The organism is Desulfosediminicola sp. (genome assembly GCF_048381775.1).
GTDB lineage: Bacteria > Desulfobacterota > Desulfobulbia > Desulfobulbales > Desulfocapsaceae > Desulfopila > Desulfopila ganghwensis.
The window spans coordinates 1-25,967 of the sequence record NZ_JBLXGE010000016.1 but is presented as its reverse complement, the minus strand read 5'-3'; the positions used below and the strand labels follow the sequence as shown (position 1 = coordinate 25,967).

Annotated in this window: 24 protein-coding genes, 1 tRNA gene and 1 riboswitch; of the genes, 9 read left to right on the top strand and 16 right to left on the bottom strand. The window is 46.0% G+C overall.

Features of this window, described 5'->3' with window-relative positions; all coding sequences use genetic code 11:
- Position 1 precedes the first annotated feature (1 nt).
- Together ACN5NT_RS21120 and extKL are read right to left on the bottom strand one after the other, a co-directional pair.
- Positions 2-448 (bottom strand): hypothetical protein, encoded by a 447-nt coding sequence (locus ACN5NT_RS21120; RefSeq protein ID WP_419176799.1) that lies wholly within the window; start codon positions 446-448, stop codon positions 2-4.
- 139 nt (positions 449-587) lie between these two features.
- Positions 588-1,931: a multiheme c-type cytochrome (seleno)protein ExtKL gene (extKL, locus tag ACN5NT_RS21115; RefSeq protein WP_419176798.1), complete on the bottom strand. Its 1,344-nt coding sequence runs from the start codon at positions 1,929-1,931 to the stop codon at positions 588-590.
- A gap of 676 nt (positions 1,932-2,607) precedes the next feature.
- On the opposite strand from extKL, the gene ACN5NT_RS21110 reads away from it, so the two are divergent.
- Positions 2,608-3,258: a flavodoxin family protein gene (locus ACN5NT_RS21110; RefSeq protein ID WP_419176797.1), complete on the top strand. Its 651-nt coding sequence runs from the start codon at positions 2,608-2,610 to the stop codon at positions 3,256-3,258.
- A gap of 112 nt (positions 3,259-3,370) precedes the next feature.
- Here the strand turns inward: ACN5NT_RS21110 and ACN5NT_RS21105 are convergent, their stop codons facing one another.
- On the bottom strand, positions 3,371-3,604 hold the full coding sequence (locus ACN5NT_RS21105; RefSeq protein WP_419176796.1) for a response regulator: 234 nt from the start codon (positions 3,602-3,604) through the stop codon (positions 3,371-3,373).
- A 294-nt stretch (positions 3,605-3,898) separates the two neighbouring features.
- Between ACN5NT_RS21105 and ACN5NT_RS21100 the strand changes: the two genes are divergently transcribed.
- From ACN5NT_RS21100 to ACN5NT_RS21080, 5 genes are all read left to right on the top strand, one after another.
- A complete protein-coding gene (locus tag ACN5NT_RS21100; protein ID WP_419176795.1) occupies positions 3,899-4,825 on the top strand; it encodes a DUF362 domain-containing protein in 927 nt (308 codons plus the stop codon).
- A 10-nt stretch (positions 4,826-4,835) separates the two neighbouring features.
- Positions 4,836-5,675 carry a 4Fe-4S binding protein gene (locus tag ACN5NT_RS21095; RefSeq protein WP_419176794.1) on the top strand — a complete coding sequence of 280 codons (840 nt, stop codon included), beginning with the start codon at positions 4,836-4,838 and terminating at the stop codon, positions 5,673-5,675.
- On the top strand, positions 5,672-6,424 hold the full coding sequence (locus ACN5NT_RS21090; protein WP_419176793.1) for a 4Fe-4S dicluster domain-containing protein: 753 nt from the start codon (positions 5,672-5,674) through the stop codon (positions 6,422-6,424). The genes ACN5NT_RS21095 and ACN5NT_RS21090 overlap by 4 nt, the downstream gene beginning before the upstream one ends.
- 159 nt (positions 6,425-6,583) lie before the next feature.
- A complete protein-coding gene (locus ACN5NT_RS21085; RefSeq protein ID WP_419176792.1) occupies positions 6,584-6,745 on the top strand; it encodes a hypothetical protein in 162 nt (53 codons plus the stop codon).
- Positions 6,746-7,383: 638 nt separating this feature from the next.
- Entirely contained in the window at positions 7,384-7,956 is a 573-nt protein-coding gene (locus tag ACN5NT_RS21080; RefSeq protein ID WP_419176791.1) for an OsmC family protein, read from the top strand.
- Positions 7,957-8,273: 317 nt separating this feature from the next.
- Here the strand turns inward: ACN5NT_RS21080 and ACN5NT_RS21075 are convergent, their stop codons facing one another.
- From ACN5NT_RS21075 to ACN5NT_RS21055, 5 genes are all read right to left on the bottom strand, one after another.
- Positions 8,274-9,089, bottom strand: coding sequence for a crotonase/enoyl-CoA hydratase family protein (locus ACN5NT_RS21075; RefSeq protein ID WP_419176790.1), 816 nt, complete (start codon positions 9,087-9,089; stop codon positions 8,274-8,276).
- A 394-nt stretch (positions 9,090-9,483) separates the two neighbouring features.
- Positions 9,484-9,559: transfer RNA gene (locus ACN5NT_RS21070), tRNA-Asn, on the bottom strand.
- A gap of 371 nt (positions 9,560-9,930) precedes the next feature.
- On the bottom strand, positions 9,931-11,259 hold the full coding sequence (gene thiC / locus ACN5NT_RS21065; protein ID WP_419176789.1) for a phosphomethylpyrimidine synthase ThiC: 1,329 nt from the start codon (positions 11,257-11,259) through the stop codon (positions 9,931-9,933).
- Positions 11,260-11,314: 55 nt separating this feature from the next.
- A riboswitch (TPP riboswitch) is annotated at positions 11,315-11,429 on the bottom strand.
- Between the two features lie 322 nt (positions 11,430-11,751).
- Positions 11,752-13,521 (bottom strand): acyl-CoA dehydrogenase, encoded by a 1,770-nt coding sequence (locus tag ACN5NT_RS21060; protein ID WP_419176788.1) that lies wholly within the window; start codon positions 13,519-13,521, stop codon positions 11,752-11,754.
- A 140-nt stretch (positions 13,522-13,661) separates the two neighbouring features.
- The gene (locus ACN5NT_RS21055) at positions 13,662-14,237 is read right to left on the bottom strand and encodes a TetR/AcrR family transcriptional regulator (RefSeq protein ID WP_167495820.1); all 576 of its coding nucleotides are present in this window, start codon (positions 14,235-14,237) and stop codon (positions 13,662-13,664) included.
- A gap of 478 nt (positions 14,238-14,715) precedes the next feature.
- Here ACN5NT_RS21055 and ACN5NT_RS21050 point away from each other — a divergent pair, with 478 nt between their 5' ends.
- Complete coding sequence (locus tag ACN5NT_RS21050; protein WP_419176787.1) at positions 14,716-15,498, top strand: sugar phosphate isomerase/epimerase family protein; 783 nt, start codon at positions 14,716-14,718, stop codon at positions 15,496-15,498.
- Positions 15,499-15,604: 106 nt separating this feature from the next.
- On the opposite strand, the gene ACN5NT_RS21045 is transcribed toward ACN5NT_RS21050, so the two are convergent.
- Positions 15,605-16,438, bottom strand: a complete 834-nt coding sequence (locus tag ACN5NT_RS21045) for an epoxyqueuosine reductase (protein ID WP_419176786.1) — start codon at positions 16,436-16,438, stop codon at positions 15,605-15,607.
- 689 nt (positions 16,439-17,127) lie between these two features.
- Entirely contained in the window at positions 17,128-17,847 is a 720-nt protein-coding gene (locus ACN5NT_RS21040; RefSeq protein WP_419176785.1) for an enoyl-CoA hydratase/isomerase family protein, read from the bottom strand.
- Between the two features lie 741 nt (positions 17,848-18,588).
- Between ACN5NT_RS21040 and ACN5NT_RS21035 the strand changes: the two genes are divergently transcribed.
- Positions 18,589-20,778 carry an acetyl-CoA hydrolase/transferase C-terminal domain-containing protein gene (locus ACN5NT_RS21035; protein WP_419176784.1) on the top strand — a complete coding sequence of 730 codons (2,190 nt, stop codon included), beginning with the start codon at positions 18,589-18,591 and terminating at the stop codon, positions 20,776-20,778.
- A gap of 195 nt (positions 20,779-20,973) precedes the next feature.
- Here ACN5NT_RS21035 and ACN5NT_RS21030 read toward each other — a convergent pair whose 3' ends face one another.
- From ACN5NT_RS21030 to ACN5NT_RS21005, 6 genes are all read right to left on the bottom strand, one after another.
- The gene (locus tag ACN5NT_RS21030; RefSeq protein WP_136798466.1) at positions 20,974-21,480 is read right to left on the bottom strand and encodes a hypothetical protein; all 507 of its coding nucleotides are present in this window, start codon (positions 21,478-21,480) and stop codon (positions 20,974-20,976) included.
- Positions 21,481-21,640: 160 nt separating this feature from the next.
- Entirely contained in the window at positions 21,641-22,054 is a 414-nt protein-coding gene (locus ACN5NT_RS21025) for a hypothetical protein (protein ID WP_419176783.1), read from the bottom strand.
- 164 nt (positions 22,055-22,218) lie between these two features.
- Positions 22,219-22,803 (bottom strand): hypothetical protein, encoded by a 585-nt coding sequence (locus ACN5NT_RS21020; protein WP_419176782.1) that lies wholly within the window; start codon positions 22,801-22,803, stop codon positions 22,219-22,221.
- Between the two features lie 80 nt (positions 22,804-22,883).
- Positions 22,884-23,150 carry a DUF211 domain-containing protein gene (locus ACN5NT_RS21015; RefSeq protein ID WP_136798469.1) on the bottom strand — a complete coding sequence of 89 codons (267 nt, stop codon included), beginning with the start codon at positions 23,148-23,150 and terminating at the stop codon, positions 22,884-22,886.
- A gap of 160 nt (positions 23,151-23,310) precedes the next feature.
- Positions 23,311-23,868: a hypothetical protein gene (locus ACN5NT_RS21010; RefSeq protein ID WP_419176781.1), complete on the bottom strand. Its 558-nt coding sequence runs from the start codon at positions 23,866-23,868 to the stop codon at positions 23,311-23,313.
- 531 nt (positions 23,869-24,399) lie between these two features.
- Positions 24,400-25,104, bottom strand: a complete 705-nt coding sequence (locus tag ACN5NT_RS21005; protein ID WP_419176780.1) for a hypothetical protein — start codon at positions 25,102-25,104, stop codon at positions 24,400-24,402.
- A 444-nt stretch (positions 25,105-25,548) separates the two neighbouring features.
- On the opposite strand from ACN5NT_RS21005, the gene ACN5NT_RS21000 reads away from it, so the two are divergent.
- Complete coding sequence (locus ACN5NT_RS21000; protein WP_419176779.1) at positions 25,549-25,902, top strand: hypothetical protein; 354 nt, start codon at positions 25,549-25,551, stop codon at positions 25,900-25,902.
- The last annotated feature ends 65 nt before the right edge of the window (positions 25,903-25,967 follow it).

Sequence of the window (25,967 nt, the reverse complement as noted above, 5' to 3'; positions counted from 1 at the left end):
CCTAAAAAATAGTGTTCACCGCCAGAGGCACCTTGGTGGTTACACAGCACACATAATCCGGGTTGCACACAATATGTTTTTCTTTCGACACCGGATCATACCAGCGCAGTTCAACGTAATCCCCGTCGAAATTACCAGTCAGGGCAAAGGCCACATCGCCCCACATCTCATCCCGACAGGTTGAAAGCCGGTCGTAAATAACGATCTGCATGATCAGGTAGTCATCATAGCAATAACATGATTTATAGTACTCATCCTGATCGAGGACCAGGTCTTTACCCACCTGTGGTAAAAAGTCCTCCAGACGCTGGGTGAGTATCTGATTGAACTCTTCCTTATCATGGATTACCCAACCTTGCTCCCTGAATGCGTCATGATTTGGGCAATCTCCTGTCGCGAAACACACAGCAGCCTGCAACAACAGAACACACGCGATGAGAATTCTCATGTAACTCCCCCTTTTCTTCCATTTTGGGGAACCGATAGAAGGTTATCTCACAAATGGTCTATGTATCAGCACTGCAACCCGTACGCTACAGCCCACGACTGTACGTACGGGCCGGATCATCGAATAGCTCAAGCCTCCCTTATCTCCAGATCCACTCGGTCTTCAGGTCGAGTGTTTTCTCTTCTTCAAAAAAAACGACTTCATTGCCGTCAAACTCGCCAAAGGGCACATACCACAGCACCACAGAGACTTTCAGTTCATCATTCACCAACTCTCTGCGGGTGGAATCGCCCTTGGCTACATCTTCAAATGGGTAGGTTATTTCAAATGTTTCATGCACCCTGGCAAGCGGCGGAATGCTTGTTTCCCTAAGCAACCCACTCTTCTCATAGGGCCCTCTGCCCATCTCCTTGCCCCTGCCAAAACGACCGGGGAATGGCATGTAAATTCGCTGCTCGTTAAACACCACCTCATCATCCGTTGTTTTCGCGGTCACATCCAGGACCAGCCGGTTCGGGGTGGGTCAGCCGTCCGGGACAGCATGTCCCGTCTTATTGTAGATCTCAACATCGATAATACCGATAGGCAATACGCCCTCTGTCTTGTTTTTGCGCCAGAATAACGACCGGCCCTCGACGTTGACATCGAACGCCATCTCGATCATGGCATTATCACGATACGACTGCATGTTATGCCCAAGCTCAGACTTGTGCATATGGCACTCCTGGCACGACTCGGAGCCGCCATGGGCTGCATAGGCAAAAAGATAACTGCCATAGGCCGTGGCGCACTGCGAGGGATGGTCCAACTCGAAGTTCGGCCCCTGACCATGACATTGCCCACAGAAAATAGACTCGCCAAGTGCCGGAGCCTTTGCCATCTTTGTATATTCCTCGTCCTCATGCTCACCTTCCTGAGCACCGTATACCGTATCCGGCTGGGGGTAGCCATCCGCATATTTGTGAATGATTGCCACCTTGTTATGGCAAACCATGCAACCTATATTCAGGCTGGCGATTGTCTCTTCGAGTTCTTCTGCCTTGTCTTCATCTCCATCCTTGTATGCCTGCTGCCAACCCCTGATGGTAGCGACGATCTCACGAGCAACGTCATCTGTTGCCTCATCGAGTTGGGGAAGATGACATTTCATACACATCATCAGATGTTCCACCGTGATATCAGAATCTTCTTTCACACCCGAATACGGGAAACGCTTTAACCCCTTTTCGATGGCAGTGATAATAGTTGGCGCTGTACGCGGAGAACCCAGAATAGATTTCGAGTGGAGCGACTCAGACCATTCGTCATGGACATCTTCATGGCAGTCGGCACATCTCTCCGAATCATAACGCTCTGCCAGCTCGGCGATGGTTTTCGCCTTTGGAGGAGGTTCGGGCCTGGGGCCCCCGGCCCCATATACGCCGAACGGTGCAAATGCCACCACAGCGAAAACTACAACAATTGTTTTAAAAGCAATTTTCATACTTCCTCCTGCGGTTGAAGTGAAAGTTGAACAGCTTTTTGCCAGATGCGTTCTTATTACTGCAGCAGATGTTATTAATGATTCCAGCGGCAATTGACCAACGCTGAACCCCTTGTAATCGAAGGGTGAAGAAACATAATTGAGAGGAGGAATTACAGAAATTCGTGGAAAGGGCAGAATGGATCGTCCCCTGCCCAACGCCGGTAAAAAGACTCGTACCAACCGTAAGGCGCATGTATCCCGGGCTTTGTATTACAGCCTGTACTCGGGCAGACAACCGGGCAGGATAACTTAGTGGTCTGCCTTCAAGCGGAGAGTGCATATTCACCTCCATCGAAAACCCCACAAAGCATCAGACCAAAAAACCGCTATTACATATAATTTTCTACAACGGCCAGACACTTTAGTCCAGCACATACTTGTCAGGCGTCATGCTATGCTGCAGTGACATATTGATACTGCTGACCGATTTCCCGGCACATGACTACTGAAACAAAAATAGGGGTGGCACTACTCTCTGCTATGATTTCAAAGTGATCCGCTTGGCGATTCAATTGCCATCAACTGCGTTCTGATGTAACTTTCAAGCAGAATACATTGCAACCGTATCGCCCAGTGTGTACCTCATTCTCAATTCCCCTGATTCACCAGCCCAATTCGTCTTCAAGGCTTCTCTATGAATTCAATACACGCCATGCTTAAAGAGCTTTCGACCTGCACCCCACCAGATAATAAGATTCTCGGCATCGGCGGTAGTCCCCGACGAAACGGCAACTCGGACATACTGTTGAAAAATGCCCTCAAAGGTTCCTCCCGGCAGGGAGTGCAATCTGAATCGTATCAACTCAGGGATATCCAATTTCAAGGTTGTATCGGTTGTGAGATGTGCCGGAAGGATAAGATCTGTACAGGACTTCTCGATGGTATGTCGATGCTGTATCAACCGCTGCTTTCATCCAAGGGGCTTGTGCTGGCCTGCCCTACTCACAACTACAACATCACCGCCTGGATGAAAGCTTTCATTGACAGGCTATACTGCTTATACAACTTTCAGGATACCATTCCCAGAGCCTGGTCCAGCAACCTGGCAGAACAAAATCGTAAAGCTGTCATTGTCGCTATTTGTGAACAGGAAAATAAAAAGGATATGGGATTTACTCTGGAGGCGATGCGTAGGCCGCTTCAAGCCCTGGGTTATGAAATAGTAGATGAGATAGCAATCTTCAGGATATTTCACCGGGGCAAGGTAAAAAACGATCAGGAACAACTGGACAAAGTCATCCAGGCTGGGGAAAACTTGGCCAAAGCGATAACCCTTACCCCATAGAAACGTAAATGCAAAAGGCCTGAAAAATGCCACAAAGTGTTTGGTATTTTGCAGGCTAATCAATTGCAGACAGCGCTCACCATGAACTCCCTCGCTTAAACGAACTGGTGCTTCAGCTATCCAGTAATTCCCTGATCCCCGGAGCGAGCTTTCTATCGCTAATCGGCTTTTGCAGGAAATTCACCTCCGCGCCCAGGATATTCGGGTGAGTGACGCCGCTGACGGTATACCCTGACATAAACATACATTTCAGGTTCGGATTTATTTCCTTGAATCCATCCGCTAACTCCCTGCCGTTCATACCAGGCATAATCACATCGGTCAGTAGAAGATCTATATTTATCAAGCACGAATTGCGGCTCATCCTGGCTTGACGAGGTTGTCAAAACACTCTCCCGCTCAACCAGGAACAGCCAGCGATCAAGACAGTCATTGGGAAATCCTTGTTAAACGAATGCCCGGCAATCACCTTAACAGTTTTGAATCCTGGTGTTTCTCAAGCCACTCCTGCCAATTGGTGTCTTCCGACTCGATCAGGGGCAGATTAATTGACACCCGATCGGTTCGGCGATTTTTATAAAAAGCGGGTATACTTTTCAGACATGCTACACTGGCTGCCACACAACGATTGGAGGTGAGTATGGACAGGCGTGATTTCATTAAGACAGGAATGGTGGTAACAGCAGCAACCTCACTTGATTTTGGTTTACCCCTCTGGGTACGACAGGCCTTCGCAGAAAATGGCAAGGATCTCGTAGCGGTCTTGGGTGGCAATTCCCCGGTGGATATGCTGCAACGGACTGTCCAGGAGCTTGGCGGTATTGAGGCATTTATAAAGAAAGGTGACCGGGTAGTTATAAAGCCCAATATCGGCTGGGCAAAAACACCTGAACTTGGTGCCAATACCAGCCCGGAAGTAATTGGTGAGCTGGTTAAGCTCTCTTTTGAAGCTGGCGCTGGTCGAGTTGAAGTTTTCGATCACACCTGTCAGGAGTGGAAAAGCTGCTATGAACTCAGTGGCATTAAAGAGGCCGTTGAGTCCCATGGTGGCACCATGGTTCCCGGCAACAATGAACGATACTATACATCGGTTTCACTACCAAAAGGTAAAGTTCTCAAAGAGACAAAGATCCATAAATCCCTGATTAACAGTGATGTCTGGTTCAATGTTCCCACCCTCAAACACCACGGCGGTGCGAGCATGTCTATTGCTATGAAAAACAATATGGGCATAGTCTGGGACAGGCGAATTTTCCACAGATCCGGTTTGCAACAATGTATTGCCGATCTCTGCACCTGGGAAAAAAAGCCTACGCTCAATATTGTTGATGGTTTTCGCACAATGGTGCGCAACGGGCCATCCGGCATCAGTGTTGAAGATGTGGCTCAGACCAGGGCAATGTTCACCTCATCTGACCCCGTTGCTGTGGATACGGCGGCTACAAAGTTTTTCTCCCAGCTACGACCAATGGATGTAAGCGACGTCAGCCATATCCAGAAAGGGGAAGAGAGCGGTCTTGGCACAACTGACCTGGCTTCTTTAAATATCAAGCGCGTTAAACTGTAACAATTCGGTTATGGGTCGTACTCTGCAATTGGTCCGGCGAATCTTTGCCGGATCTTTTTTTCTACTGCTGCTTTTATATGTCGGTGGGACATTTTCCGAAATTTACGGGTTTGATCCTTCCCTGCTCAGTCGCATTCAATTCATTCCAGCCCTGATGGCGGGTTCTTCTGCAATCGTTATTGCAATCACCTTATTTACGGCGATTTTCGGTCGCTGGTACTGTTCTTTTCTTTGTCCGCTCGGTATTTTGCATGACATTCTGGCCCGGTTCCAAAAGGAAAAGGTCAAGAACATGAGCCGAGGCCCGGGGATAGTACGATACAGCATCCTTACCGTATGCGTTATATCGATATTTTCCGGGGCGTCGCTGGCATTGTTGCTTGTTGATCCATGGTCTCTTTTCGGGCGCTTGACCACGACGTTTGCAGTCCCCCCACTCACCTTCGCCAACAACCAGCTCTCCGCTGCCCTCAATCAATTCGGCATATACAGTGCTGTGGCCAAAGATTATCATTTTGCAGGGATTTCCGTGCTTCTCGTCGCAGTGTTCTCACTGTCACTTATTTGTTACTTTCTCTATGTTTATGGACCAAGGTTCTGGTGCAATACCATTTGTCCTGTAGGCACAGTACTGAGTTTGGCTGCCATAAAACCTCTTATTCGAGTAACCATAAATGATGAGAAATGTGTTTCCTGCGGTCTTTGCGAGAAACATTGTAAAGCTGGGGTAATCACCCTCCAAACAGAGCAGGTGGACTCCAGTAACTGTATTTGTTGCTTTAACTGCCTGCCCGTCTGTAATTATGATGCAATTTCTTATAACTTCCCCATAAAGAGAAAATCGGTATGAGTTCAATCGATATGAGTACTACGGCTCAAATGGGAAGAAGGCAGTTTCTTAAATTGATGCATACCGGCCTTGTTGCCGTCTGCACACTTCCCCTGCCAGGATTATCGACAGCAGCGGAAGGTGGAGCCCCACCAACCCCACCGAATCTACTTGATACACCCAATGCACCAACGACATCGGCATCACCTAAAGGTTCTGCGCCCATTCCACCCGGTGCCGGATCCCTCAAGGCATTCCGCAGGACCTGCACTGCCTGTCAACTCTGTGTCAGTCAATGTCCTTCCGGAGTATTACGACCGGCTTTTCTTGATAACGGTATCGCTGGATTCATGCAACCGGTACTCAAGTATGGAATCCACCACTTCTGTGACTACCAATGTCGAAAATGCATTGAGATCTGCCCGACCAAGGCACTTGGCACAATGTCCCTGGCTGAAAAGAAAGTAACCAGAATCGGCATTGCAAAGCTGGTAATCGATGAGTGTATTGTCAAAAAAGACAACAAGGCCTGTGGGGCGTGCGCTGAACATTGTCCCACAGGCGCCCTTAAAATGGTGCCCTATAAGCCGGGTATTACCAAGCCTGAGATAGTTCACAAAGAGGCTTGCATCGGTTGCGGTGGTTGCGAGTCGATCTGCCCGGTACGCAAAATCGCCATATACATCGACCGGGTCGATATTCATGAAAAGGCAGAAAAGCCTAAAGTTGTTAAACAAGAGAAGATTGAAGTCGAAGACTTTGGTTTTTAATTCTTCTTTCAGTTACGAGCATATAGATTGGGGGAAAAAGTGCATCAGAAGAAATCAAGATCCTACAACTCCAGCCTTTAATTCGTTCACCAGCAATTTTATCAGCGACATAACTATTCTTCACCAATAGTATCCGGTCTCATTGATCAGGGTATGTCTGTGGGATCAGGACTGGCCTTTATTGTGGCTGGTGCGATCAGTTCCATCCTTGCCATGACCGCAGTTTATGCGCTGGTTCGTAAGCAGGTTTTTGCAATGTATGTCGTCCTTGGTTTTTCTGGCGCCGTACTGTCCGGATTTATCTATAATTTAATAGGTTAGATAATCAAAACCTGGGGTACAAAAAAATCAGGGGTGAAAGTCGCTGCGTTTCATGTCTGAAATCGTGATCCGATCTGACATTCACCCTGATGAAGATACTGGCTGATGCAGCAGTAGTGTCGATAAACAGAACCCCAAGATTCACAGTTTGTATACGTAACTACCTGGGGTGCAAATCAAGTAGATCTAGATTAGATCTGGCAATTTCAAACGGACACAATTTGTGAATCACAGATTATCGATGTTCTGGAAACATCAACGACCGCCACCATAGGCCAGGCCTATTGCCTCATTTAAGCACTCCCTCATCAGCGTGACTAAGGAAAAGCAATGGAGGTGTTGCTTGGCGCAGGGGCAGTTCTTATTTGTCTTGCTATGGTAAGAATGACTGTCAGTCTATCTTGCTTGATAAAAACTGTGTATGCCTACTTTGCAACTTTTGTACTTCATGAGGAGAAATCACAAGGATTCCGGCTACTCTTCCCAGATGAGCTGTTTCCATCTAAAATTGCTCATTATTTCGTAACGTGTACATAGGTCTATTGTGTTGTGATTGTATTGAGCAACTATGGTTTTCAATTTGAATGCAGGTGTGTACATACTGGCAACTTATATCCATCTGAATGGAGGATATTACGATGAAACAGGAAAAGAAAATCAATGGAATCAATGTAGACCAGTTATTCAGTACGATAGAGCTCATTAAAGAAAAACCAGAAATTGCTCAGTTTAAATTTTGTGCAACAAATCGATGGATCGACGGTACTCATAATAGAGCGACGATAAAGAGTTTTTATGGTGCCTGTCAGGACGATGATACCCGGGACCCTATAGTTTTCGAAATAGATGAACCACCTGTTCTTTGCGGAAACAATTTGGGTGCCAATCCAGTTGAGTATCTTCTTGTGGCTCTGTCAGGTTGCTTGACGACAAGCCTGATAGCACATTCCGCAGCATTGGGGGTTCAAATCAAGGGTGTGAAATCCAGATTTGAGGGAGATTTAGACCTTCGCGGATTTCTTGGAATGTCAGAGGAAGTCCCTGTTGGATATAAGGCTATTCGTGTGTTTTTTTCAATTGATGCAGATGCTTCAGAGAGTAAAAAAAAGGAACTTCTTCTGATGGCTCAGAAATATTCACCTGTTTATAATAGTATTACTAAGCCTATTACGGTGACCGTGGAACTGGATAGCAATTGGATTGATATGTGACCCCCATGGGAGAGGATTATATCCTCTCTGACTTAGGATACGGTCAATACTTCATTGTAGAATCTATCTGACAGTTAGAGTGATAACGCAAGACTGAACATACCTCTGCCTGCAACGAATATCTTCGCTCTACACAGATGATTCACACCCCTTTGTGTAGATTCATATTCTGATTTTGAAGATACTTCCTGAAAATCTTGAGACTCGCTACAAAAGAGGTATCAGGCCAAATGGAGCCTTGCTGGTGGGATGTGTCCAGCCTGTTCACGATTTCGAGATGTAATGAACAAGATGAACTCGCCCTTTTCTCCTCTCTTCTACCTGAAACTCTTCCTCACTATATAAGGTTTCGGCCCCTTCTCCTTGTTCATGCCGTTATACATGGCGATCCGCTGGTTCTTGCCGATAAAGAGGCGCAACTGGGTCAACCTTTCCCAAAATAGCGCCATCCTGGTGTCCTTCTTCCAGGCCTTTTTGAGCAAGAACTTACTTGCTGCAACCGCATCCGGGCTCTTTTCGCAGATTGTCCGGGCAAGTTCTTCCGCTTCAGCCAACGGCTCATCACTCACCTTACTGATCAGCCCATATTCCGCCCCTTCAACTCCTGAGAAGAAACGGCCGGTCATGGTCAGTTCCTGGGCAATATCGACCCTGGTCAGGCGGGACAAGGTCACCATGCCGCTCATGTCGGGGATCAGCCCCCACTTCATCTCGAGGATGGAAAGTGTGGCCTCCGGAGTGGCAATACGATAGTCGCAGGCCAGAATGATCTGCATGCCTCCACCGAAGCAGTTGCCATGCACAGCGGCGATAACCGGAATTGGCATATCCCGCCAGACATGGGCAACGCGCTGGAATACGTTGTCTTTCGTCCATGGCAGCTTGGCAAAGAATTTCGGCACCATAAGTGGATTTTTCGCCACATACCCAAAGTCGAGGCCTGCACAAAAAGAAGGCCCATTACCTTTCAGGATGACGCAACGAATCGACCGGTCCTTACGAATCGTCCGGGCGGTACTGATGATCGCTTTCAACATCGCTTCATCCAGGCCGTTATGTTTGTCAGGTCTGTTTAAGGTCACATACGCAACGTGATCACGAACTTCTAACTGTACTCTGTCGGTATCGGTCATGGCGGCTCACTGGTATTGATTAGAAACATTCCGTTTACGTTCACGTAATATATTTATCAAAATGTGAATTCATTTGCCCGTATTTTCTGGTAATTTTCACTCGAAACGTCAATGAACCTAAAAATAAAACTTTTGGCTCAATCAGCTGTAATATAGCTATTATTGTTCAGCGGCACCCTTCGGCATTCTGAAAAGAAACAGTGAAGGAGAAACAGGCACAGAAGGTTTGACAGCTTTAACGTCCAGACTCAAAGCAGCAACCAGAACTGAGATAGAACGCAAAAAAGGCCGAACACCCTCTGGATGTTCGGCCTTTTCGGCAATGCTGGCCAGGGGAAACCCCTCTGGCCTATATGAAAAACACCCCGATTCCGGAATCGGGCTGAGTGGACACTGGCTCCCCGGGACGGACTCGAACCGCCGACAAGGTGGTTAACAGCCACCTGCTCTACCAACTGAGCTACCGAGGATTAGTCGAAATAACTCCACTAATACGTGGATTTATCCTGAAAAAAACGTTGCACCCCCCAGACAGGGGAGGGCAAATTACACCATTTTTTTTATGGCTGCAAGTTTTTTCACTCTCTCTTTTCAATTTCTCACACCAAAGCATGCAAAGTAGCCCCCAACAACCGCTGTACATACTGGCTTCAGGCAGGAAATAGGAAAAAAATGCGCCCTGTAACTCGATTCGTTTTGGTTACTGATGAAAACAAAAAAAAACAATCCCCAGACTGTTGAGATTGCGGCTTTATTGTTTGGTACCAAGGTCGGAGCCAAACAGTGGAACTCCATTCGGCTCTGTCCCGAAAATGACATTAAAAAGCTAGTACTTCCGCTGTTATTGAGCTGACTTGCAGGCCGTCGCCTTGCTTGCTTCTTTCCTTTGATCCATCATTTTATACGCGCAAAATTCACCACACATAGTGCACGCACCATGGGCTTCTGCCACCTCTGCTGTTGCACCTCTTCGTTTTCTGGCCAGATCTGGATCAAGCGCCAGTTCGTACTGTTTTTCCCAGTCCAGATTTTTTCTGGCCCGTGACATCTTGTTGTCCCACTCCATGGCGCCGGGAATACCTTTTACGATATCAGCAGCGTGACCCGCCAGACGGGTTGCCATAACACCTTCATGCACATCTTCTATGGTCGGCAGACAGAGATGTTCGCTGGGGGTTACATAGCAGAGAAAATCCGCACCGGCACTTGCCGCTATAGCGCCGCCGATTGCACAGCTTATATGATCGTAGCCTGGTGCGACATCGGTCACCAGGGGGCCGAGAACATAGAACGGCGCACCATGGCAGAGTCTCTTCTGTAACTGGATGTTGGTCTTGATCTGGTCAAGCGGCACGTGGCCAGGTCCCTCGATCATCACCTGTATACCGGCATCCCAGGCACGCTGCGTCAGCTCACCAAGGGTCAACAGCTCATGGATCTGGGCCCTGTCTGTTGCATCGGCAAGACAGCCCGGGCGGAAACCGTCACCCAGCGACAGAGTTGCGTCATAAGGCTTTACCAATTCCAGTAAGCGGTCAAAGTATTCATACAGGGGATTTTCCGCATTATTGTGCTGCATCCAGGCGCAGGTAAAGGAGCCTCCGCGGGAGACAACCTCCATGATGCGTCCCTCGTTGTCCATCTTCTCAAGTGTTGCCCGGGTAACACCGCAATGAACGGTGATGAAATCGACGCCGTCCTCAAGATGTTTCCTGATACCGTCAAAAATATCATCCACACTCATATCGACGATGGCTTTTCCTTTTCGAACAACGGTGTCGCATGCTGCCTGGTAAAGAGGAACGGAACCGATACAGATATCGGTTTCGGCAATGATTGCCGCCCGGATTTCATCGATCGGTCCGCCGGTGGAGAGGTCCATTATAGCGTCAGCACCTGCGGCTACTGCTGCTTTTGCCTTGGCAAGTTCGTTCTCAATGGAGGTATCGTCTTTACTGGTGCCGATATTAGCGTTGACCCTGGTTCGGATTCCCTTCCCTACCGCCAGCGGCTTTCCGCTCGTTCGCCTGTTGTTCCGGCATACTATTGCCGTCCCTTCAGCGATTCGATCTCGAAGTATTTCCGGGTCGAGACCGGCTTCTGCTGCTGCTATCGATACGTCCTCGGTCACGTATCCTTCACGCGCCAGTTCCATCTGTGTTTTATACATTGTTGTGCCCCATAGTGAAGATATCGAAGGGTTCGATCGGGGCGCGGCAGGATGCAGCGGACGATTCGACCGTTCCCTCCGCCGGTATTATCCGGATCAGGTTCAAAGGGTCGATTCGTTATTCTACGAAAAACGAAACTCTCAGTCCGAAGACTCCCCCAGGTCAATAAGCATGCAACTCTTTCTGATGGACAGTTGCATTGAACATTTTCCCGGGAAACTACCAGTCGCTCCTCGCCAGGTCAAGCTTTTGGTATGTGCAGTTCTGCGATAAGAGAGGCGTTATTTTTGAGAGCGTTGAGGATGGTGTGGATAAGAACCTGGCCTGCAAAACAAAATAGCAAATGTCCAATCAGAGTTCTTTCCCACAAATAATCGACCACTGTAATCGTGGCCGATCTCGAATGGCGCGGGCACCAGCTTTTATCGTCACCTGCTTCAAACAAAGGTGGGGCGATAACCTGCCCCCACTTTATCAGGCTATGCCGTAGATCATGGATTCATCTCATACTGGTCTTTCATGCTATACACATACGTTTCCCAGATGTGCTGCAGCTGCTTCGGGTTCACTGCCGGGCGTTTTACCATCCTGGTACAGATCCTCTGCTGGATGAAGCTGGTGGAGCCTTTGGTATAAAGTTGCAGGGCAAATTTCGAGAAGTCCCGGATCATGACCTCAAAAATCTGGTCGATGAGTGCCGGGTCAATCTTCATCAACTTGGCGTTTTCGAGGATCAACTGGCCATACACCACGAGGGTGAACAGTTCGCCGAGGTTGAGCAGAAAATCAAAATCCTTGATCTGTTGCTTGCTGGGCTTGCCGACAACCAGCAGGATCTTTAACAGCCTGATTTGCTTTTTGAAAATTTTGACGTTGGGCGAGTTGAACTCTTTGTAAATCGTGCGATAATCGTGAAAGCGTGTTTTGCCCAGGCCCTTGGTCGCCCCCTGCCTGAAAAGAAAATCGTCATTTACCGGCGCAGTTTGCCGCGGCGTTTCGCTATAGCTGCCCGGCTTGAAAAAATAATTGGCCATGAATTTAATAATAAGCGCCATGTTTACATGAACGGTACCCTCAAGTTTAGGGAGCGCCCTGATATCTCTGGCAGCCATCTCAAAGTACATATCCTTTTCAAAACCTTTGGCGGCAATAACGTCCCACAGTGCGTTGACGACATCTTCGCCCTGGGTCGTCACCTTCATCTTGACCATTGGCGTAAAGAGCAAATAGCGCCGGTCCTCGCTACCTGCAACGCGCATGTAGTCGATGGCCCTGAGAGCAAAAAGCTTCATGGCAGTAAGCCGCGCATATGCATCGATAAAAAGCTGCTGAACATGGACGAAATCGGTGACGTAATGGTCGAAAAGATGGCGGTTGGCAGCGTGGTTGATTGCCTCGTGGAAGGCGTGGCTACAGATGCCTATTGAGGCCCAGCCGAGGTTGAATTTGCCGACGTTGACAGTATTGAGCGCCATATCCCAGGCATCCCGCCCCCTGGCCAGAATGTCATTCTCGCTGATGGGGTAGTCGTTCAGCTTGTATTCTGCGACGTAATTTTGCGAATTTATGACATTTTTTACGAGTTCGTAGTTCTCGTGCTGGGAGTTGACTGCGAAAAAGACATAGTCGCCGGAATCATTGAACTTGCCGAACGTTGAAACCAGGGCCGCCTCGTTGGCGTTGCCGATATAATATTTCGAGCCATTCGCCAGCCAGCCCGAATCAGACTGTGGGGTAAGCCCGACGTCGCTGGTGTAGATATCTGCACCATGCTCTTTTTCCGAGAGGCCGAAAGCAAAAATCTCACCCTCTCCCAGGAGGCGCGCAGTTTTATGTTGAATCTCCTCGTTGTTACTCATCCAGATGGGGCCAAGACCAAGAATAGTCACCTGCCAGGTGTACCAATAACTCAAACCGTAAAAGCCCAAAACCTCGTTGATGGCGCAATTCCTGGACGTATCCCAACGTTTTGCTCCATCACCGAACTTGGCAGGAGTAAGAAATGTGGCAAAGAGTTGCTCCCGATGCGAGAATTCGAGGAAGTCGGCGTACCAGACCCGTTCGTGATCATCGTGCTTGAGCTGCTCCTTGCCCTTGGTCTCAAAAAACTCGATGGTCTTCAGCACCAGTTGCCTGGATTCGCTGTCAAGATGCTCGTAGGACACAGTTTTAGGGTTCAGGAGCAGGTTTCTGGTTACCTGGATACTCTCATCCTGCGCTGAGTCCTGGTTGGTTTTTGCATTCCCGCTATTGAGCAACATGGCAATACCTCCTTCAGGTTATAGATGATACTGATGAACAAGCCGCTGATATAAACTGGTTAACAAGCGTTAACTTTGTGGGCTAAAAAAAATCAGCATGCCTCTGCTCCGGCATGGAACCGATTTTCGCTTTATCCTTGTTATTTCAAGCCATGCAGCAGGCGCTGATACATCCGCCAATATTTTTCCTTCATTATCGTCGGCACATCAACGACCTTTTTTGAAACATACTGGGCGAAAAAGCCGTTACAGGTGCAGAGCAGCAACATGGCGACCTCCTCCGGATCATCGCGGCGCAGGCTGCCCTCAGCCATGCACTCCTGAATTCGTTCCACCATGAATTTCTGGCTTACGGTCGCGTCTTTGGCCAGTACCCCTTTGACCTTATGCTCGACGGTGTGATCCATGGTCAGAAAGAGTATCTCATGATATTTCCGCTGCTCGGTGGCAAAAGCGAAAAAACGCCTGGCTGCGAGATCGAGACGTTCCATCCCGGTTGTGCCGAGCAGGGCCGGCTGCAGGTAGGAATCGAAGGTTCTGAAACCTTCCCGCAACACCTGGTGGTGCAGGGCCTCCTTGTTCTCGAAATGACGATAGATGGCGGTGGCCGAGATGGCCGCCTTCTCTGCGACCTTGCGCATGCTCATGCCCTTATAGCCTTCAAGCAGATAAATGTCGCAAGCCGCATGGAGAATTGTTTGCTTCGTTCCAATCATGTTAACAGCTGTTAACATAGCCTGAAATGTATGGCAAGAATTTTCTCAAATGCATTGTTAATCAATACAATTACAGTGAATTAACCGACCAGTGATATTGCCGGGCATTTCCTGCATCAACAAGGAGGAAGGAATGGTTGGCCGAAACACTCTCCTGCAGAGCAGATGATACGTATTCAACGTGTCCGTTAAAATGGGGGAAGTTCACTCTGCCGAGCAGTCTGCACTTTTATTGACTTTATTGCGTAGAGAAAGGGAGAGATATCCAATGGATGATTGAAAACCTGCGCACTGCTCTTGCCCCTGACAAATCTTAGGCTGAAGTGGCAAGAAGCTAGTCGGATTTTCTAAAAGGCCATCTTTGCTTTACTATATATAATTGGGACTAAACGCTCTGATGGATTAAATTCTTCTATGCGTGCTATTCTTTCAGAGACATTCTCACTTTCAGCTGAGGTGTTACATGCAATATGGTGCCATGAATTTTCCAGTCAGACCGATACTGGAAGAAATCGATATAATTTCACGGTTGGGGTTCGACTATCTCGAGCTTGCCATGGATCCTCCCATGGCACATCACAGTATCGTGGCATCGAACAAGGCAGCCATCTCCCGGGCTCTGAAAGATTCCGGGCTGGGATTAGTCTGTCACTTGCCCACCTTCGTGACAACTGCCGACCTCACGGCAAGCCTCCGTCAGGCCTCAATTGCAGAGATGCTCCGTTCCCTCGACGTTGCGGCCGAAATGGGCGTGAAGAAGGTAGTCCTTCATCCCAGCATGGTCATTGGCATGGGCTCCTTCATTCTGGAAACAGTCAAAGGGCATTTCTTTGATTTTTTGTCTGAAATGGTCACCGTCAGCCAGCATTTGAATATATCTATCTGTCTCGAAAACATGTTTTCACGTAACCTGCTGGGCGTGGAACCTGAAGACTTTGAAGAAATCTTCAGGCTATTCCCTTCTGTCAAACTAACGCTGGATACCGGACACGCCAATATCCATGACCACCAGAAAAGTCGTCTGCAAAACTTCGTTCAGCTGCATGGCGCCCGCATCGGCCATCTTCACTTCAGTGACAACCACGGCAGACGGGACGACCACCTGGCTATTGGAGAAGGATCTGTCAATTTTGAAGAATTGGTGCAGAGCCTGCAGGGCGTCGGATACGACGACACCCTCACTCTCGAAGTGTTCGATGCCAATCGCAACATGCTTGTTGATAGCCGTGAGCAAATCAAAGCGATGTTCGAAAACCGGTAGCGGCAACCCATGCCCCGAATTATCTCATCGGTAAGCAGTGTTGCCGCGAAGACGGAAAAGATGCATCTGTAGTCGTTCTGGTCTGAATCCTTTCCTCAGGTAGTATTCAGGCAGAACCGACCGGGCAAATCAGCTCGCATTTACGACAGTATTGAACCAGCTCCATTGCGCCGTTTGCATGCTCATCAGCGCCTGCCAATTCTGCTTTTGACTCATTTTCAACCATTTGCAAATTACAGCGTATTCTATCGTATACACCACTTCTGCCGGGTAGCGATTCAACACCTAAGGTATCTGAAAAGTAGACCTGTTGTGAAAATGCTCCCTGGGGACATGCCTTGCGACACGGCATGCTGCAGTCCCCGCAGGGATCAAAGTCCAGACCACCGGTGGAGGGTATGTCTTCTGCCGACAGGATGACCCGCAACCTTACTCTGGGACCATACTCTGGCGTGATCAGCATATTGTTTTTCCCAATACAGCCCAACCCGCCCAACACAGCCGCATCTTTCATAAAGACACCGCCACGTTCGACATTATAGGGAACTTTGAAGCAATCGATGTGCTGCTCGGTTTCAAGCCATTCCACCAAACTTGACATTGCACGGATGAGCAGTTTATTTCCTTCAGTGTTTCCAACGGAACCGTTTTTGCTAACCCACCAGTCCAATTCAGGTTTCTCAGCAGGATGATGTATAGCTATCACAATTGCTGATTTTGCTGCTTCCGGCCATTGCACCGTATCCCGCACAATCGTTCTTTGGTTTTCCTTATCGCCATCACCGAAGTAACCAATCCTGGGAATTATTGTATAAGAAGGTGAACGTCTCAGTTCTTCGAGATTTACAATACCCGCTAAATCGGCCCCGCAGGCTTTGGCCTTGTCTGTTATGAGTCCAGCCAATCCTCCGGTATGGCAAAAGCTATTTTTTCGGGCCATCGATATTCCCCTCCTTATCTTCCATGATCCATCTATACAGCACGAAGGGGCATTCCACCGGAAACTTCGTAACTCATGAGATTCGTATTTTTTTTACTAAAAAAAAGATCAACCGGCATTGCACTTAAACAGGCTCGGCGGATTATGCTGTTATCTATAAGCTTTTCCATCAGCTCGCATATCGGCTATTCAATTTACGGATTTATACCATATCATCGTCTGATTTCAATAACACATGGTTATCGCTGGAGTTAAGGATGTACATATTTGGAAACAGAACCGAGTTGTTTATAAGCTATCTTTGTTACCAAGAACGGGAAGGTGCGCTTCAAGGTAAAAAACATGTGATGGCAATGCCTTAAGATACTGGAGCAGTAGCCAGTACGGTGCACTTATCCAGAAGCGGTTACAGCAAGAGAAATGGCATCCCAGACAATTGCAAAACTCACTCTCCTGACGTGATAACGAAGCATGCCGTGTAGTCTGAATTCTGTTAACACAAGGAGTAACGAAGAGGGAGCAGAGTAAACCTCCCTTTTTTACTGCTGAGGATTATGCATTGGATCTTGAATGGTTGCAGGAGTATTCCCGCAACACATTCTGAGCCATACACGCTTTAGTCCTGATGACTCAGAATGTTTACCTTTTGAGAAATTGAGGTCTTTCCCGAAAAGGCGCTCAGGATAGGGCTATTTCATCATTAAGTTCAGTGGTTCGATGAATTCCGGATCCTCTTCTTCGATGACCCGAACCACCTCTTTATGTTTGCGTTTTTTCAACTCACCAAATATGGGTCGCTGTTTGTTAAAGGTCCCGGCAAAGTTCATCGCTTGTGTTAAAAGTTCAGCCTGATTTTCGCTGGAGCTGATTATCACGTTGTGCAGTTCAAGTTCTTTTGCCGTAACCCGCTTTCCTGTTAGCAGCATTTCATTAAAAAGAGCCTCCGGGATAGCTTTCTTCACAAAGGCAATCATACCGGGCAGAAACGGAATATTTACATCCACCTCCGGGAAACAGAAGAAGCCTTTATCGTTTCTCATGAATCTGAAATCACAGGCGCAGGAGATAATAGCCCCATTGCCATAGGCATGACCATTAATGGCCGCAACAACAGGCAGCGGCATAAGAAGAAGACGTGTGAAAACTGTGTTCATCGCATACATGAAGGTTTTTATTGTATCGTAGTCCTTTGCGGCAAATTTCTGCATCAGCCATTCCACATCAATCCCCTGGGAAAAGTTCTTTTCATCAGAAGATGTCAGTACTATGGCTTGAATCGATTGTTCATCCAGTATCTGATCAAAACATTGGCTCATCCGCTCTGCAAATGCCAAATTCTGTCGATTTGCTCCATTACACATGGTGATCACAGCAACGTGTCCCTGCCTTTCCCATTGAACGATTTCCATCTGTCCCCCTTTAGCCTTGTTAACGTTTACGTATTAGTAATAGCAAAATATTACCATAATCAAATTGGATGAACCACGCTTTTTGTACTCGCCAAGATACTATAACCAGAAGGGTTATTAAATCCTGGACTGGGAAATTGAAGGTAACTCTCTTGTCCGAATCCAAAGATGAATTGATGAATTAAGCATCTCAACAAACCGTTATTATGAATAATTAATGAAAAGCCAAAAAAATCCCAATCAAAATAATTCCAGGACCCGCTTAATGGGTGATCAACATCCAACTGTACTTTGCCAACTTGTTTGCGACCGGGAAGCTTTGGCGAGCGGACTATTCAATCACCTCCTTTATTTAACTATTACGTAAACATAAACATTGTGTAAGGGCAAAGCTTCGGCTAATATTGCTGAGTTCGATTTTCAAGATGATCGTACTCAGAAATAAAGGGCTCATTATGAAACTCATCAAACCAAACCAACCTACATCTACCAATGCCCGCGGTGTTCTGCTTCTCCAGAATCACTCTCAGTCGGCTACGTTTCATAGCTTCAACTTCACCTTTCACAAAGACAGGAAATCTCTCTTGAGAGAATCTTTTCCCCCCGATCAACCGGAGAGATGAGAGGGCGCTTGTCCCCTTGTGACTGGCTTGCGGAAAAAAGAACTCAGTGCCGGGATATGAATGGTCGCCCGGTGCTATCTGACTCACCTAGCAATACCATCAATGGCAGGAGGGTGTGATGAATGGAAAAACCGGAGTGATTTGTAGTGATGTCGAGCAAAGTGTTGACGATGTAATCAACTTTGTGGGGAAAGAGATCAGTTTCGCCATGACTCTGGCCCTTGGTAAACCAATTCTATTTATCAACGAACTCTACAGAAGAGCCAAAGAAGACCCTTCAATAAAGCTGAACATAGTCACCGCCCTTGCTTTGGAACGCCCACAAGTGAAAGGTGAGATCGAGAAAAGATTTTTATCCCCTCTTGTAGACCGAATATTTGAGGGGACTCCTGAATTTGATTACATGAAGGATTTCCGATCAGGAATCCTCCCCGATAATGTTGAAATATTTGAATTTTTCAGCAAAGCAGGTGGTTACCTCAATACTCCGGCAGCACAAAGAAACCACCTGAGTTCTAACTATACCCATGTAATTCGTGATGCTATCGATTTTGGCTGCAATGTGTTTGGCCAGCTTATTACCAGCCGGGAAATTAACGGGAAACTGCTCTACTCCATGAGCTGCAATACCGATATTTGCATTGAGGCTATAAAGGAACTTCGCAAGCAGAGAGAAGCGGGCAAGAAGGTTGCTATCATCGGCGAAGTGAACACACAATTACCCTTTATGTACGGTGATGCAATTGTTGATGGGGAGCAATATGACATACTGCTCCAGGGCCCGGAATTTAACTACCCGTTATTTGGACCACCGAAAGATTCAGTAAGCCTCAGAGATCACGCCATTGGTCTCCATGTCAGCACGCTCATTAAAGATGGTGGAACCCTGCAGGTTGGGATAGGCGCACTTGGTGATGCAATAGCCGCAGGTTTGAGTATGCGCCAGAATGAAAATAAAGAATACAACCAGGTGTTAAAATCCACCGGAATAACGGAGAAATACCCGGAACTGATCAAAAACATCGGTGGGACCGGTACCTTTAGACAGGGGCTTTACGGGTCATCTGAGATGCTGGTGGACGCCTTCTACCAACTCTATAGAAGTGGGGTGTTAAAGCGAAAGGTGTATGACAGCATACCCCTTATGAAATTGATAAACTCCGGTAAACTCGCTGCTGATAAAATACCAGACAACATTATTGAACTGTTGATAGAAATTGAAGGTATCTCCCCTTCCCTGACCGAAAAAGATTTTACCATGTTATCCGAATACGGGATCTTGAAAGAGGGAGTGGAATTCGCAAATGGTTCTATTGTTGGTCATGACATCAGTATCCAGGCAGATTTTAACCGTCAGGAAAACCTCAAAGCCATAAAAGCCCTACTTGGCAAACGGCTCAGGCACGGAAAGGTCATCCTTGGAGCATTCTTTATCGGCCCCCGTGCCTTCTATGAGGCGCTTAACTCCATGAGTGAAGAAGAGCGGATGCAGTTTGGCATGTCTGGCGTGGAAAAAGTAAATCAACTCTATGGCGACGAAGAACTCCGTACCCTGCAGAGAAAAGATGGCCGCTTTGTCAACACCGGCATGATGGCAAATGTTTTTGGGGCCATAACCTCAGATAGCCTGGAGTGCGGACGCGTGGTCAGCGGTATAGGCGGTCAGTATAATTTTGTTTCCATGGCCCATGCCCTTCCAGATGGCAGATTGGTCATGATGATACGAAGTACCAGAATGTGCAGGAAAAAGGTTAAATCGAATATAGTCTACTCCTATGGACATACCTCGATACCGCAGCATCTCAGAGATATCATTGTCACTGAATATGGTATTGCCGATATCAGGGGGAAATCTGATTCACAAACTATTGAGGAGATGCTGAAGGTCACAGATTCACGTTTTCAGGATGAGCTGATCAGGGAAGCAAAACTTAATGGCAAACTGGCGGCAGACTTTGAGCTGGCACCCGAGTATAAACAGAATTATCCAGAAAAAATTGAATCGTTGCTCAAACCCTTCAGGGATGAAGGTCACTTTGCGCCATTTCCATTTGGAACAGACCTGACCGATGAAGAGATAGCCATTGGTGGATCACTGAAACAACTGGCGGCAAAGAAAAAAACTGCTGTTGCAAAATGTCTTATTGCAGAAATCTTCAAGCCGGTCCCCAAGCTGGCGAAATCATATCTGAAAAGAATGCAGCTTGAAAAGCCTGGGCTGGGAAAAGAGATGATACTCCAAAAAGTTGTGCTTTCAGCCATAAGGGCCAACGGCCAAATAGGTTCAGAAGACAATACACTCGCATAGTATTGAACTCCAACCTTTTCGGGGGAAACCGGGGACAAATTTGTCACCGTGTTTCGGCATTTATTCGGGTTGCAATCCCGAATAAATGCCTAAACTCAGGTCTCAAATTTTGCCTGTCCGGTGAACGCAGATACTATTTTGCCAACAGACGCAACACCCAACGTCAAGACCTGACTCCACTCTTTCTTTAGCAATTTAATTTTGGGTAATACCTTTTTTTTTCCAGGGTTTTAGTGTTGAAATAAAAACAGCAAATATTACTGTCAAAGCCTGGATGGTACCAAATATCATTGAGTTTTGTTTATTTGATAGATATTGGGTGTCAGCTAATGCATCAAGGCCCCTCTCTTTTGCTATCACAGCCATTTCACTGGTCCAAGGCCCCAATGCAAATGTTCCAAATACCAGCCCAAAAATGCAAATAATCCACTTCACTGTAATCCAGTTATGTTTAAACCAACCCCAGTGTGTCCAGATTGAATAAACCAACGCAGTTACAAAAGTTCCAATTGCTCCTGGCACCAGAATAAATAGATCGATGAAATCTAGAGTTGCGACAATTCCATAGAGCTCAGGTCCGGTCGATGGATTCACGAAAAACTGCATTATAGCCAAAGTTGTTGCACATCCAACCCAAACAGTTCCAGAGTATATGTGTAAACACTTCAACCACTTTTGACCCTTCGAGCTGAGTTTTTTCATTTCTCCCCTCTATCATTTCTGATTTTACATATAAAGACAGATTGAATTTTCAATTTTGCTAGCGCTCAATTCACCAGCAGACAAATGGGGCGCAGTTTTTGCGAAGACAAAAAGTGGGACGCGTTTGCCTATCTGATTGAAATTGTATTACTATAAGTAACTACCAAAATTTCCACCAAGGCTTTTCATTTGGTTCTTGCTCTTCACCAGGCCGGTATATTTTCTCGCTCTGACCATCTGCAACGATGATATCCAGTGCCAATGCCTTTTCTAGGATCAACGGAAAAACCTCGTTGGCTCTAGAGTAAACAATGGCGAGCATTCCTATTTTACTTGCGAAGTTATCCATGATTGGACCATCTGCCCAAGGGCTATTATCCATCTCCGGGTCATCATCGGCGTAGCTACATAAACAGGGATACTTTTGGATAAGAGCTTCATGCAACTTTTTAAGCTTCTCGTGAGCACCAGACTTGTCTTCGTAATACTCGTCCCGGAGTGCCTCTATGTATCTCCACGCAGTCCCGTTATCCCTGGGTACATCAGTTAGTATCAGATCTACAGTAAAGCTCATGGTCGTCTTTATCTATAACGTTTCCATCACCCGCTAGCCACCGAACTATTACGGGAATCAACTGCGCCTCCTGGTCTGTTGCACTTATTGTACTCATCCAGATTTTTTTTATTTGCTTCCTCGCTTTCTATGAATTCAATAGATCTGATAATTTTTTGGTAATTTCAAATAGAGAGGCCAAAAAGAAGAATAATTATCACCGTTACTATGGCGGTTATCAATGTCCTCAACCCGGACCATAACCAAAATTGTTTACTGATTTTACCTATAAATACCCCAAGAGAAAAGATACATATCAGTGCTACAAAAATAGAGTTTAAAAAAGGTGATGAAGGAAGCGAACGGAGTTGTTCTGCAAAAAATAAAGGTAAGAGTATCACCAGAGATAGCACCAATGGTGCGAGTCCATTAACCAGAGCCACAAGTATTGGTAGATATCGGCTTGCATGCCCGTAGTCACTCTCTTTCAGGTTGACCAACAAGGCCTGTTCCAGCTCACGTAATTCTTTTTCACGCTCTGCTTTCTCACTCAAGTAGGCGCTACTTAATCCGCTTATAAACAGAGCAACTGTTGCGCCCAGGCAAGCACTGATTGCCACCGACAGGTCTTTCATCTCAGCTACATAGAAACCAGTCACCATGCCCAGCATGGTTAATGAACCGTCAAAACCATTGGTAAATAAATAGCGCCGTGCAATACTTCTGGCACGAAGGACATGCAGTAGCAGTTGTTTTTTATTAAAGACCATGTGATGTGAACGACACAGAATAACTTAATTAGATACGACATTCGCGCTATCAAAGGCCATGTAGAAGACTAATGAGAAAGTTATGTTGACTTAGTTCCACACACTTCTACTTCATCAATACTATGAACAGATGCCCCCATTTTTTCGATAGCATTTTTAATATTCTCAAAATTTATATCAGCGCCTTCAATAGTTACAATTGTGCTTTCCGTTTTTTTATCCACCTCAGTGACTGTTAATTTCACTCTATAATCTTCCCCCAGATCAGCAAGAGCAGAAGAAAATTCCAAAGCATTTGGTTGATGTGGTTTTAGTACATCAAGTACGATTCTGAGTGTTTTTGTCATGAGTGATTCTCAAAAGGTTTTGATCTATTAGATTTTACGCCTTGTTAATATCTCACTGCTTATTTTTAATTTCTATTTTCTGCACCTAATTTTTTTTTATGCGATCGAACGATGAGTTCAGGGGCGCGCGCCTCTTGAAACGGTTTGTTAAATCAATATATTATTTTATCCAGCTTTTTATATGAGACAACATTTCCTGATATTTCTCAGTATTAATTTCGTTAGTCATTAAACTAAAACCAAGAGCTGAGTCTTCTGAAAGGCGCACCATTCCTCTTGTAAGATATTTGAATTGATTTGGTGGTATTGATTTAGCGTTCGCCAGCGCAGAGTCAGTAAGGATGCAATAACTGCCATATTGCCCTTTCCAGTTAACGTCTATCAATTTAATTTCTTTTTCAAAAACATATGGCAAATATTTTTCAGACGATCGCTTAACTGATTTTTTGATTTTTGACAAAGAATCAAATTGAGCAAGATCTTTAGTGTCGCACTTAAAGTACAACATCATGCTAAAACTATTATCTTGTTTTGGAGTAATTTTTACATCTGCAAATCTTAAGGTTAGTTCTTTTTGCACATCAACATTTAGATCATCGGTTTCTCTGACAATGAATTCATCATCTAATGACATTACAAAATTATATTCTTTCATTTCTTTTGAAAAACAGGGTGTTGAAATGAGCAGAATTATTAGCAGAATGACATGTGTTTTCATTTTATTCAGATTTAACAAATAATTGTATAGATCTGTATGACATCTCAAAACACATGTTATACAGAAAAATTGCAACTGAATCCAAGTAGCTTCTCGCCATTCAATGTAGTTTAAAAACGGAATGCGAACGACAATGGGCATAGGATGTCAACTCGTATCTAAGGTGATCTCGGCAAATCCTTGGTGAGGGGCCATAAGTACAATGCCTCTGAATAAATGAGAACTTTAATTGTCAGGGCCGCTGCAATATAGCACGACACAACCATGCAAGCGGGTATGGAGATGTTTTTCGCCAATCTAAGGTTATTGGCCAATGAGGGAAGTAAATATGTTTCCTGATGCTCCTCAGGTGACCAGGATGCTTGAGATCGATCACCGACCCAAAGCTTCGGGATCGGTGATGCACAGTAGCTATCTACAATTTGCCGCCATCTAATAAATTAAAGATAGCTACTGGAAACATTTTTTGTTAGGAAAATCTAGCATGTTCTTTGCGAGAATCCTTGTTATCTTTACCTGTCCTCTCTTTGATTATCGAGAACGGGTTATACCCGGTACTTCATCATAATTCGTCACCAGGTTCAGATGGGTGGTGTTGTCAATACCAGGTCTTACGACTACCTTCTCACCTCCATGATCAAAAACGAATTCACGCAATGCCTTGATCTCCAAAAACCAGCCTGGACAATATGTATCTTCAGCCGAGTCCTCTAGCTCTCTTGCGGTATCTGCATCACATTCGTTTGGGACAGTAACGCTTCCTGGATCAGTACTATCCTGACCTATCCAGTGAAAGTGGGTAAAACTGCCCGGTTGGGCAATATCGGCGCGGTTTACCAGCCACACAGGATGATCTTCACCGTTTATGCCTGTGGAAAAAAGAAATTTAGCAGCTGCCGGCAGACCATCAATCTGCCACCCTACTACGCAATCAATTGCATCCTCATTACAATCTTCACCTTGAGCAGCACCTCTTGGATGCCTGGCTATTGGTAGTCCTGAAACGGTGTCGATCTCTTCAGTGAAAATGATATACAATAACCCTGACAGGCTTTCTGGGGAGCCATCCCTGGCAAGTGTTAATCTGGTCTCTTGGTGTGTGTCAAGATGATTGCCGAACAGAAAATCCCGCGGAGATTTGTGAAAATCTCGAGCCTGAGCTAAAAATGGTACGAAAATAATACAAAAAGCTAAGTAAAAAATTGAATATGCGAAGCTGGAATTATTTTTATTCACGACACCCTCCTTTTTAGGTTTACCCCTATCCGTACCACTAGGCGAAGTAGTACATTGAGACAAAACATAATCATGATAGTTTCAGGATGCCCACTACCTACCTAACTGGAGAATATATAGTTAGAATTCAACAATTCCTTACAGCTTCATGGTACTCGAGAGCTTTGTCTCGCTACCACCATAAAGGCAAGAGCTTAACTTTAGTGTACCCAAATTTTCTGGCTCTATTGCTTATTCGTCAATTCTTTTCATCAAATCAATCAGTAGAGTTCTGTTTTGGTGTTTTTCTCTAATAAGCTTTCAAGAGAGCATGTTCCTGCTGCGAAATTTCATGATAGTTTGGTAAAATTTTGCACAGGAGTATGGAGCACTGCTCAGGTTCATCGCATCAGGCAACCAAGATCAAGATCTCTATTTGATCAAGACCCAGGATGGGGAAAGCAGATGAATGCCGACAACAAAATAGTCACTCAGTCCATACGAACGTTGCATGATCTATCGAAAGCCATCAATTCAACTCTGGACATCTCCCGTGTAGAGGAAATGCTTCTGCGAAAAACATCCCAACTTATGGGGTCACCCAAGGTACTCATCCTGTTGCTGGATGAACATAAACAGTCATTAACTGTACATAATTACATCGGATTTGACCATGAAGAGCTACTGCTGACAAGAATCGACAATATTCAACCATTTGATCACTGCATAGTCCACAAAGGAAGCGTTATCATCCTTGAAGAACTCATCACCAAACCGGGCAAGCAGTTATTACAGCGGGACTGTCCTGAATGGCGCTAGTTTAAGCGTGTTTTATAGGTGAAAAGCAACTGAATATATTGGCAAAAATTGGTATAATTTGCTAT

Bases quoted from the DNA above. Each gene is read 5' to 3' on its own strand.
- ACN5NT_RS21025 (WP_419176783.1), bottom strand. From the start codon at position 22,054: ATGAGCTTTACTGTAGATCTGATACTAACTGATGTACCCAGGGATAAC.
- ACN5NT_RS21010 (WP_419176781.1), bottom strand. From the start codon at position 23,868: ATGAAAACACATGTCATTCTGCTAATAATTCTGCTCATTTCAACACCC.
- ACN5NT_RS21035 (WP_419176784.1), top strand. From the start codon at position 18,589: ATGAATGGAAAAACCGGAGTGATTTGTAGTGATGTCGAGCAAAGTGTT.
- ACN5NT_RS21110 (WP_419176797.1), top strand. From the start codon at position 2,608: ATGAATTCAATACACGCCATGCTTAAAGAGCTTTCGACCTGCACCCCA.
- ACN5NT_RS21120 (WP_419176799.1), bottom strand. From the start codon at position 448: ATGAGAATTCTCATCGCGTGTGTTCTGTTGTTGCAGGCTGCTGTGTGT.
- ACN5NT_RS21100 (WP_419176795.1), top strand. From the start codon at position 3,899: ATGGACAGGCGTGATTTCATTAAGACAGGAATGGTGGTAACAGCAGCA.
- ACN5NT_RS21045 (WP_419176786.1), bottom strand. From the start codon at position 16,438: ATGGCCCGAAAAAATAGCTTTTGCCATACCGGAGGATTGGCTGGACTC.
- ACN5NT_RS21015 (WP_136798469.1), bottom strand. From the start codon at position 23,150: ATGACAAAAACACTCAGAATCGTACTTGATGTACTAAAACCACATCAA.
- ACN5NT_RS21000 (WP_419176779.1), top strand. From the start codon at position 25,549: ATGAATGCCGACAACAAAATAGTCACTCAGTCCATACGAACGTTGCAT.
- ACN5NT_RS21055 (WP_167495820.1), bottom strand. From the start codon at position 14,237: ATGATTGGAACGAAGCAAACAATTCTCCATGCGGCTTGCGACATTTAT.
- ACN5NT_RS21075 (WP_419176790.1), bottom strand. From the start codon at position 9,089: ATGACCGATACCGACAGAGTACAGTTAGAAGTTCGTGATCACGTTGCG.
- ACN5NT_RS21060 (WP_419176788.1), bottom strand. From the start codon at position 13,521: ATGTTGCTCAATAGCGGGAATGCAAAAACCAACCAGGACTCAGCGCAG.
- ACN5NT_RS21090 (WP_419176793.1), top strand. From the start codon at position 5,672: ATGAGTTCAATCGATATGAGTACTACGGCTCAAATGGGAAGAAGGCAG.
- ACN5NT_RS21030 (WP_136798466.1), bottom strand. From the start codon at position 21,480: ATGAAAAAACTCAGCTCGAAGGGTCAAAAGTGGTTGAAGTGTTTACAC.
- ACN5NT_RS21095 (WP_419176794.1), top strand. From the start codon at position 4,836: ATGGGTCGTACTCTGCAATTGGTCCGGCGAATCTTTGCCGGATCTTTT.
- ACN5NT_RS21080 (WP_419176791.1), top strand. From the start codon at position 7,384: ATGAAACAGGAAAAGAAAATCAATGGAATCAATGTAGACCAGTTATTC.
- ACN5NT_RS21040 (WP_419176785.1), bottom strand. From the start codon at position 17,847: ATGGAAATCGTTCAATGGGAAAGGCAGGGACACGTTGCTGTGATCACC.
- ACN5NT_RS21050 (WP_419176787.1), top strand. From the start codon at position 14,716: ATGAATTTTCCAGTCAGACCGATACTGGAAGAAATCGATATAATTTCA.
- thiC (WP_419176789.1), bottom strand. From the start codon at position 11,259: ATGTATAAAACACAGATGGAACTGGCGCGTGAAGGATACGTGACCGAG.
- ACN5NT_RS21020 (WP_419176782.1), bottom strand. From the start codon at position 22,803: ATGGTCTTTAATAAAAAACAACTGCTACTGCATGTCCTTCGTGCCAGA.